The 14802-nt window shown below is 59.2% G+C and carries 11 protein-coding genes and 2 tRNA genes; 4 read left to right on the top strand and 9 right to left on the bottom strand.

The features are described from left to right. The first annotated feature begins 108 nt into the window (after nucleotides 1-108). The 3 genes from L8H52_RS02685 to L8H52_RS02695 all read left to right on the top strand — a co-directional run bounded on the left by L8H52_RS02685 (nucleotide 109) and on the right by L8H52_RS02695 (nucleotide 2776). Complete coding sequence (locus L8H52_RS02685) at nucleotides 109-2010, top strand: potassium transporter Kup (protein WP_242204798.1); 1902 nt, start codon at nucleotides 109-111, stop codon at nucleotides 2008-2010. 176 nt (nucleotides 2011-2186) lie between these two features. After that, nucleotides 2187-2477 carry a Phd-YefM gene (locus tag L8H52_RS02690; protein ID WP_064393110.1) on the top strand — a complete coding sequence of 97 codons (291 nt, stop codon included), beginning with the start codon at nucleotides 2187-2189 and terminating at the stop codon, nucleotides 2475-2477. A gap of 11 nt (nucleotides 2478-2488) precedes the next feature. Beyond that, complete coding sequence (locus L8H52_RS02695) at nucleotides 2489-2776, top strand: type II toxin-antitoxin system RelE/ParE family toxin (RefSeq protein WP_150811843.1); 288 nt, start codon at nucleotides 2489-2491, stop codon at nucleotides 2774-2776. A 76-nt stretch (nucleotides 2777-2852) separates the two neighbouring features. On the opposite strand, the gene L8H52_RS02700 is transcribed toward L8H52_RS02695, so the two are convergent. From L8H52_RS02700 to L8H52_RS02720, 5 genes are all read right to left on the bottom strand, one after another. Further along, nucleotides 2853-3164: a DUF3077 domain-containing protein gene (locus tag L8H52_RS02700; protein ID WP_242204797.1), complete on the bottom strand. Its 312-nt coding sequence runs from the start codon at nucleotides 3162-3164 to the stop codon at nucleotides 2853-2855. A 722-nt stretch (nucleotides 3165-3886) separates the two neighbouring features. Beyond that, a complete protein-coding gene (locus L8H52_RS02705) occupies nucleotides 3887-5182 on the bottom strand; it encodes an AcvB/VirJ family lysyl-phosphatidylglycerol hydrolase (RefSeq protein ID WP_242204795.1) in 1296 nt (431 codons plus the stop codon). After that, nucleotides 5182-7821: a bifunctional lysylphosphatidylglycerol flippase/synthetase MprF gene (gene mprF, locus L8H52_RS02710; RefSeq protein WP_242204793.1), complete on the bottom strand. Its 2640-nt coding sequence runs from the start codon at nucleotides 7819-7821 to the stop codon at nucleotides 5182-5184. The genes L8H52_RS02705 and mprF overlap by 1 nt, the downstream gene beginning before the upstream one ends. A gap of 279 nt (nucleotides 7822-8100) precedes the next feature. Then, a tRNA-Met gene (locus tag L8H52_RS02715) sits at nucleotides 8101-8177 on the bottom strand. Between the two features lie 222 nt (nucleotides 8178-8399). Next, a tRNA-Met gene (locus tag L8H52_RS02720) sits at nucleotides 8400-8476 on the bottom strand. Between the two features lie 280 nt (nucleotides 8477-8756). Between L8H52_RS02720 and dinB the strand changes: the two genes are divergently transcribed. Then, the gene (gene dinB, locus L8H52_RS02725) at nucleotides 8757-9818 is read left to right on the top strand and encodes a DNA polymerase IV (protein ID WP_242204791.1); all 1062 of its coding nucleotides are present in this window, start codon (nucleotides 8757-8759) and stop codon (nucleotides 9816-9818) included. A 93-nt stretch (nucleotides 9819-9911) separates the two neighbouring features. Here dinB and L8H52_RS02730 read toward each other — a convergent pair whose 3' ends face one another. From L8H52_RS02730 to L8H52_RS02745, 4 genes are all read right to left on the bottom strand, one after another. Continuing rightward, nucleotides 9912-10865, bottom strand: a complete 954-nt coding sequence (locus L8H52_RS02730) for a hypothetical protein (RefSeq protein WP_242204789.1) — start codon at nucleotides 10863-10865, stop codon at nucleotides 9912-9914. Nucleotides 10866-10882: 17 nt separating this feature from the next. After that, nucleotides 10883-12598: a proline--tRNA ligase gene (locus tag L8H52_RS02735; RefSeq protein WP_242204788.1), complete on the bottom strand. Its 1716-nt coding sequence runs from the start codon at nucleotides 12596-12598 to the stop codon at nucleotides 10883-10885. A 129-nt stretch (nucleotides 12599-12727) separates the two neighbouring features. Further along, entirely contained in the window at nucleotides 12728-14287 is a 1560-nt protein-coding gene (locus tag L8H52_RS02740) for an AmpG family muropeptide MFS transporter (RefSeq protein ID WP_242204787.1), read from the bottom strand. 43 nt (nucleotides 14288-14330) lie between these two features. Next, the gene (locus L8H52_RS02745; RefSeq protein ID WP_034154953.1) at nucleotides 14331-14684 is read right to left on the bottom strand and encodes an MGMT family protein; all 354 of its coding nucleotides are present in this window, start codon (nucleotides 14682-14684) and stop codon (nucleotides 14331-14333) included. Between the last annotated feature and the right edge of the window lie 118 nt (nucleotides 14685-14802).

Here is a 14802-nt window from a genome sequence, read left to right on the forward strand (position 1 = left end):
TTTTACAGTCAACAAAACGTCTGTAACAACAGGTAAAACAGCGCATGCTGCACCACAAAGCATAGTGCTTCATTCAAAGAAGCCGGTTCTGAGAAGTAGGAGTGTTGGATGGGTCAGGCAAGTAGTCATGCGGCAGGCGCCGAGGGTTCGGCCACCAAGCCGCTGAGCATGCTGGTCGCGGCGGTCGGGGTAGTTTACGGCGACATTGGCACGAGCCCGTTGTACACCCTCAAAGAAGTGTTTTCCGGCGGTTACGGCGTTCCGGTCAACCACGACGGCGTGCTAGGTATTCTGTCGTTGATCTTCTGGTCGCTGATCTGGGTCGTGTCGATCAAATACATGATGTTCGTGCTGCGCGCCGACAACCAGGGCGAGGGCGGCATCATGGCGCTCACCGCACTGGCACGGCGAGCGGCGGGGCATCGCAAGAAGCTGCGCTCGTTGCTGGTGGTGTGCGGGCTGATCGGTGCTGCGCTGTTTTACGGCGACAGCATGATCACCCCGGCGATTTCAGTATTGTCGGCCATTGAAGGTTTGGGGCTGGCATTCGATGGCATCGACCATTGGGTGGTGCCGCTGTCGCTGGTGGTGTTGGTCGGACTGTTTCTGATCCAGCGCCACGGTACGGCGCGGATTGGCATCCTGTTCGGGCCGATCATGGTCACCTGGTTCCTCGTCCTCGGCGCCCTCGGTGTGTATGGCATCAGCCACACGCCGGAAGTGCTGCATGCGATGAATCCTGCGTGGGCGGTGCGTTTCTTCACCGTGCACCCAGGCATGGGCGTGGCAATCCTCGGCGCTGTGGTGCTGGCGCTGACCGGTGCCGAAGCGCTGTACGCGGACATGGGCCACTTCGGCCGCAAGCCGATTGCCCGCGCGTGGTTCATCCTGGTATTGCCAGCACTGGTGCTGAATTACTTCGGTCAGGGCGCCTTGCTGCTGGACAACCCGGAAGCGGCGCGCAACCCGTTCTATCTGCTGGCACCGAGCTGGGCGCTGATTCCACTCGTTGGTTTGTCGACGCTGGCCACGGTGATCGCTTCGCAAGCAGTGATTTCCGGCGCGTTCTCCCTGACGCGTCAGGCGATTCAGCTCGGTTACATTCCGCGTATGTACATCCAGCACACCTCCAGCGACGAGCAGGGCCAGATCTACATTGGCGCGGTGAACTGGGCGCTGATGGTCGGCGTGGTGCTGCTGGTGCTGGGCTTCGAATCCTCCGGCGCACTGGCTTCTGCCTACGGCGTGGCGGTGACTGGCACCATGCTGATGACCACCATTCTGGTGTCGGCGGTGATGCTGCTGCTGTGGAAATGGCCGCCGATCCTCGCGGTGCCGGTGCTGATTGGCTTCCTGTTGGTGGACGGTCTGTACTTCGCCGCCAACGTGCCGAAGATCGTTCAGGGCGGCGCCTTCCCGGTGATCGCCGGTATCGCGCTGTTCGTGCTGATGACCACCTGGAAGCGCGGTAAGCAACTGCTGGTGGAGCGCCTCGACGAAGGTGCGCTGCCGCTGCCGATCTTCATCAGCAGCATTCGCGTGCAACCGCCGCATCGGGTGCAGGGCACCGCCGTGTTCCTTACCGCGCGCTCCGACGCCGTGCCGCATGCGCTGTTGCACAACCTGCTGCACAACCAGGTGCTGCATGAGCAAGTGGTGTTGCTGACGGTGGTCTACGAAGACATCCCGCGTGTACCGCCATCGCGACGCTTCGAAGTGGAAGCGCACGGGGAGGGCTTCTTCCGGGTGATCCTGCACTTCGGCTTCACCGACGAGCCGGACGTGCCGCAGGCACTGAAGCTGTGTCATCTGGATGATCTGGATTTCAGCCCGATGCGCACGACTTACTTCCTCAGCCGAGAAACGGTGATTGCCTCGAAGCTTGAGGGCATGGCGCGTTGGCGTGAAGCGCTGTTTGCGTTCATGTTGAAGAATGCCAATGGGAACTTGAGGTTCTTCAATTTGCCGTTGAACCGGGTGATTGAGTTGGGGACGCAGGTGGAGATGTAAGCCTGACCTCAACTGAAAAGCCCTCGTCAGCCTTGTGGTTGGCGGGGGCTTTTTTGTGGGCGTCTGGTCGAGCTGGTATTTGGTCGGTGGCTGGAAACAGGAAGTTGCACTGTGTTTAATTCAACGCAATACTCTGTGCATTATTGTGCTAATCAGCAAGTGAGTGAGAGGTAGTTATGACGGCATTACTAGAACGTGCTGACCAGGCAATTTCCGTCACTGCCATGGTCAGGAGCTTCAGTGCGAAGCTCAAGGAAATCTCCAGTCGTGCAACTGAGCGTTTGGTTATCTTCAAAGACAATCAACCGGCCGCTGTCATCATCAATGTGCAGGCCTATCAAGAGATGCTGGATGAACTCGAGAACCTGCGCATCGAAGCGGCAGCCCGGGAGAGATTGATCAATTTTGATCCGGCCCAAGCGGTCAGCCATGACGATATGCGGGCCAGGTATGCCAGGAAGGACTAAAGGAGTGCTGGATGGTTTGGGGAGTGATTTATCATCCGGAAGTCCAAGGGGATCTGGATCAACTGGGATCTGCGGCAGCCAACCGGATTCTTGATGTCATTGAAGAGCGGATTATTAATGGTGAGCCAGACAAGTCTGGTAAACCGCTCAGAGCCAGCCTTGCCGGATGTCGCAGGATTCGCACGGGCGACACGCGCATTGTTTATCGGGTCAATGGCAGGGCGATTCAGGTGTTGATCGTCGCAGTTGGGGTGCGGCGAGATGAAGAGGTTTACGACGCCGCCGAGCGTCGAATCTGATCAATGTGTCGAACCCAATTAAAAGATAGCCCTCGCCGGTTTTTCAACTGGCGGGGGCTTTTTTGTGCCTGCGCTTTTACATGCTCTCGGGTGCATCTAATTCAGATTCAGCCTTTGTTCGCGGAGGACGAGGAGTCAGTGTCTGAATCACATCATCAAGCAAAGCCTTGCCCATGAGTGTGAGGTAATGCGCAGCCCAGGCGTGGCGGTCGGTGTCTCTGATGAAAGCAGCATCCTCGGCGAAGGATTTCGCGAGGTGCAGCAGGTCGGAGGATTGGGACAAGGCATCGATGATCGGGATGCCGGAGCGGACGTTGAAGAACGCATGATCCGCGTTGTAGAGGAAAGGGGTGAAGACGATGGTTTTAAGATCAGATGGATTGTTCATTGTCAGTTCCCTTGATTTCGAGAGCTGCCGCATCCGATACCAAGCGAATGGGTGGCAGCTGTGCGCAGGTTGGTAAACCGGGGAATCAAGGAAACCGGCACGCCCGAAAGCGTCCCACGCACAGCTGCCATAACACAGGGGCTCGGGCGGGATAACGCCTGAGTCGTGTCGGGTGCGCTGTTGCGCCTTATTCCACCGGGTTACCAAGCCCGATCGCTGAATGGGTCAGCGACGTCCGGAGAGTATCCCGTGAAAAAACAGCGCAATAGGGCAGTAAGCCGCTCCAACGTGAGTTTCGGAGTTTGCCTACAAGGTCTGTGGGCGTCATCTGATATTGCGAGACCAGAAGTAAACGAAACTAAACGTTGCTGGCGGTTTTGCGGGTATTTGTTCAGCAGAGGAATGAGTGTGGAGTTGACGATTCGATAATGCCAATTAAGCAGGTGTCCACGTTTTATGGAATGTGGACACTTGGTTTTTTTAGCTTCCTGAAGAGTCAAGAGATTTGCGAGCCTTGGCACAAAACTGCTGAATCCAGCGCAATTCCCCTGTGGGAGCGAGCCTGCTCGCGAAGGCGTAGTGTCAGTCGGCGAATCTGTAAACTGACCCACCGCTTTCGCGAGCAGGCTCGCTCCCACAGGGGATTTAGGTGGCAGCTGGAATGTAAAAAGCCCCCGCAACTGCGAAGTTGCGGGGGCTTTTTTTTGGTGGGGCGTTTCAGATCACTCTTCGGCGACCGAGTCCTTGCTCTGGCGCTTCTCGATCAAATCCACCAAGCGCTTGGCCAGCGCCGGGTAATTCTCGTCGAAGTGGTGGCCTCCAGGCAGTTTCACGGCTTCGCCAACAGCAGTCTTGTCCGTGCAGCCACTTTCATCCGCCTCTTCTTCACCGTAGATGCACACAACTTTGGCCGGTGGCAGCTTGGCCATTTCCGGGCCGGTGGCGGCTTCTTTGCCGGCGTTGCCCAGCCAGCCCTCAACTTCGATTTCGAAGCTGCCGGTGCGGGCGAAGGCCAGCAGGATGATTGCGTCGACGCGTTGCTGCTCGGTGTCTGGCAGGCGGTTGTAGATCGCTGGCAATACGTCAGCACCGAACGAATAACCGGTGAGGATGAAGCGTTTGGTACCCCATTTCTGCCGGTAGTGTTGCATCAGCTCGGTCAGGTCCAGTGCGCTTTGCTCCGGGCTCTTGTGCTGCCAGTAGTAGCGCAGGGTGTCGATGCCGACCACCGGGTAGCCAATCTTGGCCATTTCACCGGCCACGTCGCGGTCGAGGTCGCGCCAGCCGCCGTCACCGGAGAGGAACAGGGTCACGGTGTCTTTCGCCTGGCCGGCCGGCACTTCAACCACTGGGATCGCCAGACCGCCGTTGGCCTTGTCGCCGCCGACGAGGATCTTGCGCAGCTCGTTGTTCAGCACTTGCGGCAGGTTGATGTCGTAGTCGCTGATGCTGGTTTCGGCGTTCGGTTGATCGCGCACGAAACCTGCGCTGGCGTCGTCCGGGTTGTCGTTCCACGCTGCCAGCCAGTGGCCGTGGGCGGCGGATTTCGGCAGCAGGTGGGTGCAGCCACCTTTTTCCAGGGCCAGATCCACGGAGATGGCTTGGGCCTTGTCGTCTTTCTGCTCCGATAACCAGCGCCAGGCCAGCACAGCGCCTGGGCCGATGCCGCTGACCAGCGTGGCCGGGCCATTCAGTTCACGCAGACCCGATTGCAGGGCGCGGCTTTGCAGCAGGCAGTCTTTCGGCAGAATCACCTGAACGATCTGCGCCGAAGCGCTGCGGCTCAGGGTGGTCAGTTGTTTTTCACTGAGTTTCTGGTCGTCGTTGACGGCTACCAGCACCTGCGCCTTTGGCTTGGTGCCAGGAATGACGCGGGTCATGGCGGCGCCATCGGCCGGGGTCAGCTGTTCGACGGTCGGTTCCGGTGCCGGGCGTTTCAGGTACCAGTAACCGCCGCCGGCAATCACGGCCAGCACGATCAGTGCGGCCAGGATGTACTTCAGGGAGCGTTGAATCATCAGCGTTTCACCAATCCAGTCAAGCCGCCCGCGATCAGGGCAGCAGTGTCGGCCAGCGCCACCAGCGGATCGAGTCCGGCGGGCACGGCCATATAACGGGGTTCCCAGTCAGGCTGGAACTTGTCTTTGAAGCGGCGCAAGCCTTGGAAGTTGTACAGCTGCTCACCACGGCGGAAAACCATCGAGCCCAGACGCTGGGTCAGCGGTGCACCACGCCGGGGTTGCAACCCCGACAACGGCACCATGCCCAGGCTGAAACGCGCGTATCCGTGACTCTTATAGTGTTGAATCAGGCCGACCATCATGAATTCCATGGTCAGCTTGGGGGCGTCCGGGTGCGCGCGCATCAGGTCGAGACTGGCCAGGTCATGGCTGTAAGTCTCGAGCAGGTTGGCGAACGCCACCGGGCGCCCTTCGAAGCGAATCACCGCGATGCGGAAATGCTTCAGGTATTCGTCGCTGAAACGGCCGAGGGAGAAGCCTTTCTCACGCACGTTCTTGCCGGTCAGCCACGCATCGGAAATCACTTTCAGCTCATCCATCGGCGCCTGACCCGGCTCGTGAATCTCCAGCGACAAGCCATCGCGGGTGCCACGGTTCCAGGTGTAACGCAGATCCTTCATCTCTTTGCCCTTGGCTTCCAGGTCAAAGCGGTGCAGGTCGACCCGGGCTTCTTCGCCCAATTTGATCGCGGTCAGGCCGATGTCCATGTAGTACGGCAGGTTCTCCGCGCGCACCTGGTAGAACACCGGGCGGGCGTGGTGAATGTCACAGAGGTCACGGAACTGCCAGATCATCTCGGCGCGTTGCTGGCCGGGGCCGATCGGGTCGTACAGCGCCACGAGGCTGCGGCCACGGCGTGCGTACATCAGGAACGCTTCGTCGTTCTGGTGAAACAGCAACGCCTTGTCTCCGGTCAGCGCGAGGCCACCGTCGGGTTGTGACGAGGCCATCAGGATCTTTGCCGCGCGATCGAGTTCGTCAGGCGTCGGAAGGTGAATGACCGGGCGCGCGGTGCGCAGCAGCCAGGTCAGCGCGATCACCAGCAACAGCACGGCGGCGCCGAGCAGCGAGCGCAGGCCACGTGGCGCGTCAGCATCAAGGGTGAACTGCCACCACAGTTGATGGCTGTACGGCACGTCCTGATAAGCGAACAGCAGCAGCCACGTCGAAGCGCCCAGCACACAGAGGCTGGCCACCAGATACAGGGGGGAGAAGGGCAGTTCGGTCAGGCGGCTCGGGCGATAGAACGAGCGACGGAACACACCGAGCAGCGCAGCCGTCAGTGTCATCAGCGTCGCCTCTTCCCAGTCGAAGCCTTTAAGCAGTGAGAGCAGGGCGCCGACCAGCAGCAGAATGGTGGTGAGCATCCACGCCGCCGACAGGCGACGACGCAGACCCTGAGCGAGCATCAGACAGAGCACGCCGATCAGGCTGGCGCCGAAGTGCGAGGCGTCGACCAGACGATGCGGGATCAGAAAGCCGATGTGTTCCAGGCGCGTATCGATTTCCGGAGTCGCCCCGGAAAACAGCAGCACCACGCCAGACAAGAACACCAGCACTGCCAGAATCGGTGCCGCCAGACCGGAGGCTGCGCGCATGGTTTGAGTCTGGAACAGACGCTGACCTTCGTTGATCAGCAGGAATACGCAGGCGACCAGCAGCGGCAGCACCACATAGATCAGGCGATACAGCAGCAGCGCCGCTGCCAGTGGTGCGGCACCGAGCGTGTCGGCGAAAGCGGCCAACAGGATCGCTTCGAATACACCAACGCCACCGGGTACATGACTGAGTACGCCGGCAGCCAATGCCAGCAGGTACACCAGCAGGAACGCACCAAACGGTGGCGCCTCTGGCAGCAACAGATAAAGGACAGTGGCGGCAGCCGCAACGTCGAGGGCGGTAATGATCAGTTGCAAGAACGTCAGGCGACGCCCCGGCAAGCGCAACGTGCGGCGGCCAACCCTGACCAGCAGGTTGTCGCGCAACGGTTGTTCCGGCAGGCGCCGACGATAGATGCCGATAGCCAGTACTGCGCCAAGCGCCAGCACAACAGCGGCGACGGTGCCGAGCAGGCCTTCGGACAAACCCAGCGCCTGAGAGGCCGCAGGCAGGTCACTCAGCGTCGCGAGCGCTGCCAGCGGCGGCAGGGCGCAACCCAGCGACAGACTGGCGAACAAGGTCATGTGCGCGACTTCCGACGCCCCCAGACCCAAACGCGCATATAAACGGTAACGCACCGAACCGCCGGACAGCAGCGACAGGCCGATGGCATTGCCGATCGCAAACGCCGTGAAGCCGCCCAGCGCCAATGTGCGCGGTGGCAGTGTCACACCGGCATAGCGGCTGGCCGACCATTCGTAGCCGAGCAGAATAATGAAGCCGACCACGGTCGCGCCGAAGGCGCCGAGCAGGGCAGGTTTCGGTACGTCGAGAATCGAATCGTGCAAAGCATCGAGATCGAGTTCGGCAAGCAGATGACGACAGGCAATCAGCGCAATCGCGAACAACAGCAAAGTGACCGCCAGACCAATCGGTTGCCGGTATTTGCTCAACCGATCCAGCAAGCGCAAACGCTCGGGTTTGATCGGATGTTCCGCTGTGACGGTGTCTTGTGGATCAGACGAGTTGGCGCGCATCAATCACCTCTTGGATTGTGCGCGACAGGATGGAGGTATCCAGCCAAGTTACCAATCCCTGTAGAAAAAAATAATCACAAAATACTACGCCTCTCGCCGGGTATCGGCGAGGGCAGTTCCTGGATTGCAGACGTCTTGCCTGCGACTTAAGCATAGTCGCAAGTGAGGACTTCTGAAGATCCCAAGCGGTTCACTGCACAGTGACAGATCATTGTTGCGAAAGGACTTTTTCAACAGATACAAAAAAGGCCACTCTTTCGAGTAGCCTTTTTTGATGTTTGGTTGCGGGAGCCGGATTTGAACCGACGACCTTCGGGTTATGAGCCCGACGAGCTACCAGACTGCTCCATCCCGCGTCTGTGTGGCGGCATTCTACAGACGAACGACGGGGTGTCAACCGCTAATCCCGTAAAGGGTCAAATAAGTGTGCAATCGCGTCAAACGGTCGCAGGTCGAGCGATAAGTTTCGGAAATGCAACGAATTCCTGTTTGGCGATCGCTTCTCTATAAGAAGAGGCAATCGACAAAACAGACGCGCACAAAAAAGGCCACTCTTTCGAGTAGCCTTTTTTGATGTTTGGTTGCGGGAGCCGGATTTGAACCGACGACCTTCGGGTTATGAGCCCGACGAGCTACCAGACTGCTCCATCCCGCGTCTGTGTGTCGGCATTCTACAGAGGAACGCCGGGGTGTCAACCTTCAATCTGGATAAAATCTGTTGAGGTTCAATCGGTTAGCGCTTTTTCTCGGGTGTTTTTCAGGGCGCAGGGCAGGCAGGGCAAGGATTTCAGCTCTATTGGAGGTCGTTTGTCGATTGAGAAAATAAATTCAAAGGCCCTTTCCTACATACAGAAAAGAAGATTCATACCACTGGTGCTATATACAGGTGTCAGTGAGATACTGCCCATCCGGTTCGCCACGTTTCCTTTTCTGACATGACTCAGCGAAAAATCATCCACATTGACTGCGACTGTTTCTACGCCGCCATCGAGATGCGCGATGACCCGCGTCTGGCCGGCAAGCCGTTGGCGGTGGGTGGCTCGGCGGACCGGCGCGGGGTAATTGCTACCTGCAATTATGAGGCGCGAGCGTACGGTGTACGTTCGGCAATGGCGTCGGGGCATGCTTTGAAGCTGTGCCCGGACCTGACCATCGTCAAGCCACGCATGGATGCCTATCGCGAAGCCTCGAAAGAAATTCACACGATCTTTGCCGATTACACCGACCTGATCGAGCCGCTATCGCTGGATGAGGCCTATCTGGATGTCTCCGACAGCGCGCATTTTGGCGGCAGCGCTACACGCATTGCCCAAGATATTCGTCGCCGGGTCTCCAATCAGTTGCACATCACCGTTTCCGCTGGCGTGGCGCCAAACAAGTTTCTGGCCAAAATCGCCAGCGACTGGAAGAAGCCCAACGGTTTGTTTGTGATCACGCCTGATCAGGTCGAGGACTTTGTCAGCGATTTGCCGGTAAGCAAACTGCACGGTGTCGGCAAGGTCACCGCCGACAAGCTCGGCAAGCTGGGGATCGTCGACTGCCAGCACTTGCGCGAGTGGGACAAGCTGGCGCTGGTGCGCGAGTTCGGCAGTTTTGGCGAGCGACTTTGGAGTCTGGCGCGTGGGATCGATGATCGTTTGGTGCACAACGACAGTCGGCGTCAGTCGATCAGCGTGGAAAACACCTACGACGTGGATCTGCCGGACTTGCGCAGTTGCCTGGATAAGCTGCCCGAATTACTGAAAACCCTGAAAACCCGCATGGCACGGATCGACAGCAGTTATCGACCGGGCAAGCCGTTCGTCAAAGTGAAGTTTCACGATTTTACCCAGACGACGCTGGAGCAGGCCGGGGCGGGGCGGGATCTGGGCAGTTATCAGTTGATGCTGACGCAGGCGTTCAATCGCGGCGGCAAACCAGTGCGGTTGTTGGGGGTTGGGGTCAGGCTGGAGGATTTGCGCGGCGGGTTTGAGCAGATGGAGTTGTTTGAGCGTTAGATTTGCGGTGTTTGTCAGGGTCTCTTCGCGAGCAGGCTCGCTCCCACATTGAAATGCGTTCCAATGTAGGAGTGAGCGTGCTCGCGATTGGCTTTAATTCGGTCCCGGATCCGCCACCAAGCGCCCGGCATCCTTGGTCAAAGACTTGAGAAACTCAGTCTGCAACTCAGGATCGTTGCGCGTCAGTTCGATCAGGCTTTGTTCCAGTTCGCTGGCTTCTTCTTCCAGACCCAGCTCCGACAGACGTTTGACCCGGTGTACCCACTGGCTCACTTCGTCGTCTTCCAGATCGTCGTAAATCAGCCCGTGCGCTTCCAGCAACTTGCCACGCAAATGACTGCTGATCATCAGCGATGAGTCGGAGTGCACGTCATCCTTGGCGTCTTCGACGCTGATCTGCAGTTTGCCGACGTGATTGAGGTCATTTTCGGCAAACGGACTGTCGAGCAGATTCAGGCGCAGCACGCCGTTGCGATCGGTGGTCATGTCGAAGGTCTGTTTGCCAGCCTTGACCTGCACCGGCCGCTCGCTCCACGGCAGGCTCGAATACTCCGTGCGCTTGTCGCGCTGGACTTCATCGATGCCGGCGAGGTTCTGTTGTGCACGACCGTTGGACTGTACGTTCATGAACGGGTTGAGCCCGGCAAAACCGTAGCTCAGCCAGTCCTTGGTGATGCTGTCCGGCAGGCTGCCGAGGGCGAACACATTGACCACGTTGGCGCCGACGCCGCCGACCACGGCTACCGCGCCCAGCGGAATCTCGTAGATCTCCCGCCAAGGCTGGTAAGGCGTGTAGCGATCGTAGCGACGCGTCACTTCGAACTCGGTGACTTCAAAAGTCTTCTGTTCGTTGATCTTCACGCGTCGCTGCGGCAGCTCAAGCTCCTTAGGCTCACCGACATCAATCTGCAGGCTATGGTCGAGCAATTTTCGCTCGACCCGCTCTTCGTGCTCGCTGCGTTGTGACATGTGATTGGCACAGCCGCTGACCAGCAGGGCACCGCACAGGGCGGTGCCTCCGAGGCCTAAGGTGTTTCGCTTGAACATGACGTCTCTATCTGGTTTCAGCGGCGGATACGGGCCTGCAGGAAGGACAATACGTCAGCCACCGGCAATGCTTGCGCTTCGCCTTCGGTACGACTCTTGTATTCCAGGTTGCCTTCGGCGAGGCCGCGGTCGCTAACCACGATCCGGTGTGGAATGCCGATCAGCTCCATGTCCGCGAACTTGATGCCCGGGCTGGTTTTCTTGTCGCGATCGTCCAGCAGCACTTCGAAGCCGGCCGCTGTCAGTTCGGCGTACAGCTTGTCGGTGGCTTCGCGCACCTGCTCGGTTTCATAACGCAGCGGCACCAGAGCGATCTGGAACGGCGCCAGGGTGTCGCTCCAGATGATGCCGTTTTCGTCGTTGTTCTGTTCGATGGCTGCAGCCACCACGCGGGATACGCCGATGCCGTAGCAACCCATTTCCAGGGTCACTGGCTTGCCGTTCTCGCCCAGCACTTCGCACTTCATCGCCTTGCTGTACTTGTTGCCCAGCTGGAAGATGTGCCCGACTTCGATGCCGCGCTTGATTTCCAGCGTGCCTTTGCCGTCCGGGCTTGGATCACCGGCGACCACGTTACGCAGGTCTGCGACGGTTGGAACTGGCAGATCACGCTCCCAGTTCACGCCGAAGTAGTGTTTGTCATCAATGTTCGCGCCGATACCGAAATCGCTCATCAGCTCGACCGAGCGGTCGATGATGATTGGCAGCGGCAGGTTCAGCGGGCCGAGCGAGCCTGCGCCAGCGCCGATGGCGTCACGCAGTTCAGCGTCGGTGGCCATGACCAGCGGGTTGGCCACGCCTGGTTGCTGGGCAGCCTTGATTTCGTTGAGTTCGTGGTCGCCACGGATGACCAGCGCGATCAGCTTGCCTTCTTCTTCGGCGCGCACGATCAGGGTCTTGATGGTCTTTTCAATCGGCAGATTGAATTTTTCCACCAGGGCCGCGATGGTTTTGGTGTCTGGTGTGTCGACCAGACGCAGCTCCTCGGTCGCAGCGGCACGCGACGTTTCGCGTGGCACGGCTTCGGCTTTTTCGATGTTCGCTGCGTAATCGGAACCGTTGCTGAAGACGATATCGTCTTCACCGGACTCGGCCAGCACGTGGAATTCGTGGGAGCCGGCGCCGCCGATCGAACCGTTGTCGGCTTCCACCGGACGGAATTTCAGGCCCAGACGGGTGAACACGTTGCAGTAGGCCTGGTGCATGCGGTCGTAGGTGACCTGCAGCGAGGCTTGATCAGCGTGGAACGAGTACGCGTCTTTCATGATGAATTCGCGGCCGCGCATCAAACCGAAGCGTGGGCGGATTTCGTCGCGGAATTTGGTCTGGATCTGGTACAGGTTGATCGGCAGCTGCTTGTAGCTGCTCAACTCGTTGCGCATCAGATCGGTGATCACTTCTTCGTGGGTCGGGCCCGCGCAGAAATCACGACCATGGCGGTCTTTGATGCGCAGCAGCTCAGGGCCGTATTCTTCCCAGCGCCCCGATTCCTGCCACAGCTCGGCCGGTTGGGTGCTCGGCATCAACACTTCCAGAGAGCCGGCGGCGTTCATCTCTTCGCGAACGATGGCTTCAACCTTGCGCATGACTCGCAGGCCCATGGGCAGCCAGGTGTACAGGCCTGAGGCGAGTTTGCGGATCATGCCGGCGCGCAGCATCAGCTGGTGGCTGATCACGACCGCGTCGGAAGGCGTTTCTTTCTGTGTGGCGAGCAAAAATTGACTGGTGCGCATGGTTGGCCGTTGTCGGTTGCTATGACTGGAAATGACTCCGCAGTGTACCGGCGAGTTTTGCCGACGTACAGGCGTGAGGTCAGTGGGCAGGCACGACGGCGGGATTCCTCCCGCCGTTGCCGAAATCTCTTACGATTCTTCTGTGACCGGTGTCGGCACAGGCTCGGGCGTTGGCGTCGGACCTTCGCGGCGGCTTTCCTGAAACCAGTGCAGGGCGATCAGCACCAGTGTCGGCACACCGAGCAGGGCGGTGATCAGGAAGAAACTGTGATAACCGAACTTTTCCACCATGACCCCGGAATAGCCGCCCATCAGACGCGGCAACAGCAGCATGATCGAGCTGAGCAAGGCGTACTGCGTGGCAGAGAACTTCAGGTTGGTCAGGCTCGACAGGTAGGCAACGAAGGCTGACGTCGCCAGGCCCGAGCTGAAGTTGTCGAGGGAAATGGTCACCACCAGCATCTGCAGGTTCGGGCCCATGTCGGCGAGCATGACGAACAGCAGGTTGGTGGCCGCGGAAGCAACGCCGCCGATGAACAGAATCGGCAAAATGCCGAAACGCACGATCAGCAGACCGCCCATGCCGGCGCCAACCAGCGTCATGATCAGGCCGAAAATCTTGCTGACACTGGCAATCTGATCCTTGGTGAAACCCTGGTCGATATAGAACACGTTGGCCATGACGCCCATCACCGTGTCCGACATCCGATAGGTGGCAATCAGACCCAATAACAGAAACGCCTGCCAGCGATAACGCAGAATAAAGTCGTTGACCGGCGTCAGCACCGGCGCCAGGCCGCGACGGCCCATGGTCGACAGGCACAGGCCAGTCAGCAACGTGTAGAGAATGGCGCGCAGAAAGGCGCGGTCTTCGAGCAGCAGGTCGAGCGGACTCATGCCGCCGAACAGCACGCCGGCGAAATCGGTGTTGTACAACTGGGTGAACATCGCCGGGACGGAGACCAGCAAAACGATCAGCACAAATACCGACATCAGTTGGTGCATGAAGGTGTAACGCCCGGCCTGCAACTGAGTACGTAGCGGCACAGGCGGCTCACGCATGAACAGCGTGGTCAGCAGCGCGGGCACCATCAAGGCACCGAACAGTGCGTAAGTGCCGGCCCAGGCCGAATGTTGATAGTTGAAGCCAGTGGAGCCGAAGCCCTCCGCGAAGAACAACGCCCCGGCGGTCGCGAGCAGTGCCGCCACGCGGTAACCCGACATATAACTGGCGGCGAGGGCGGCCTGGCGATTGTCTTCGGCGATTTCCAGGCGATAGGCATCCACCGCAATGTCTTGAGTGGCGGAGGCAAAGGCGACGACAACGGCAATGGCGATCAACCAGGACAGATGCTTCTGCGGATCACAGAAACCCATGCCGATCAGCCCAAGAATCACCAAGGTTTGCGAGAGCACCAGCCAGGAGCGGCGTCGGCCAAGCTTGCCCAGCAACGGCAGGCGCCATTGGTCGAGCAGGGGCGACCAGACCCATTTGAACGCATAGGCCAGGCCGATCAGGCTGGCATAGCCAATGGTTTCACGGGCCACGCCGGCTTCACGCAGCCAGACGGAAAGCGTTGAAAACACCAGCATGTACGGCAGGCCGGCGGCGAAACCGAGCAACAACAGCACGAGCGTCGAAGGACTGGCATAAGCGGCTAGCGCGGCGCGCCAGGTTTTACGGGGCATGGGCTGAAGTCTGCCTCAAGATTGCGAAAACAAAGCGCGCACTCTAACCGCTGTGCTCTACCGGACGCCAGCCATGGCGCTGAATATCCACACGATTGTTCAGGACGGTGATGCCTTCCATGCGCAATCGTGCCCGTTGTTCATCGCCCGACGGGCTGCCCACCGGCAGGCTGATCCGACCGCCGGCACCCAGTACACGGTGCCAGGGCAGCCTGGTATCACCGGGCAACTGACTCAAGGTGCGGCCGACCCAGCGGGCGGCGCGCCCCAACCCGGCCAGTTCAGCTAACTGACCATAGCTGACGACTTTGCCTTCGGGCACTTGGGCGAGCGTCGAGTAGAGCGCCGTGCGTCGGATTTGCGCATCGTTTTCAACACTGTCGAGCGGGTCTTTCACGTACACGGTTCCTGAGCATGAACAGTTTGATGGCTTTCAGAGTAATCGGTGATCAGCCAGTTGAGAAATGAACTCATCAGAAATAGTCCGGTCAGTCCTTGTCAGGGTCTTATTCCTA

Origin of the sequence: Pseudomonas sp. CROZ-RG-20F-R04-15 (genome assembly GCF_022662375.1) — a bacterium.
GTDB lineage: Bacteria > Pseudomonadota > Gammaproteobacteria > Pseudomonadales > Pseudomonadaceae > Aquipseudomonas.

Bases quoted from the DNA above. Each gene is read 5' to 3' on its own strand.
- L8H52_RS02685 (WP_242204798.1), top strand. From the start codon at position 109: ATGGGTCAGGCAAGTAGTCATGCGGCAGGCGCCGAGGGTTCGGCCACC.
- L8H52_RS02690 (WP_064393110.1), top strand. From the start codon at position 2,187: ATGACGGCATTACTAGAACGTGCTGACCAGGCAATTTCCGTCACTGCC.
- L8H52_RS02695 (WP_150811843.1), top strand. From the start codon at position 2,489: ATGGTTTGGGGAGTGATTTATCATCCGGAAGTCCAAGGGGATCTGGAT.
- L8H52_RS02700 (WP_242204797.1), bottom strand. From the start codon at position 3,164: ATGAACAATCCATCTGATCTTAAAACCATCGTCTTCACCCCTTTCCTC.
- L8H52_RS02705 (WP_242204795.1), bottom strand. From the start codon at position 5,182: ATGATTCAACGCTCCCTGAAGTACATCCTGGCCGCACTGATCGTGCTG.
- mprF (WP_242204793.1), bottom strand. From the start codon at position 7,821: ATGCGCGCCAACTCGTCTGATCCACAAGACACCGTCACAGCGGAACAT.
- dinB (WP_242204791.1), top strand. From the start codon at position 8,757: ATGACTCAGCGAAAAATCATCCACATTGACTGCGACTGTTTCTACGCC.
- L8H52_RS02730 (WP_242204789.1), bottom strand. From the start codon at position 10,865: ATGTTCAAGCGAAACACCTTAGGCCTCGGAGGCACCGCCCTGTGCGGT.
- L8H52_RS02735 (WP_242204788.1), bottom strand. From the start codon at position 12,598: ATGCGCACCAGTCAATTTTTGCTCGCCACACAGAAAGAAACGCCTTCC.
- L8H52_RS02740 (WP_242204787.1), bottom strand. From the start codon at position 14,287: ATGCCCCGTAAAACCTGGCGCGCCGCGCTAGCCGCTTATGCCAGTCCT.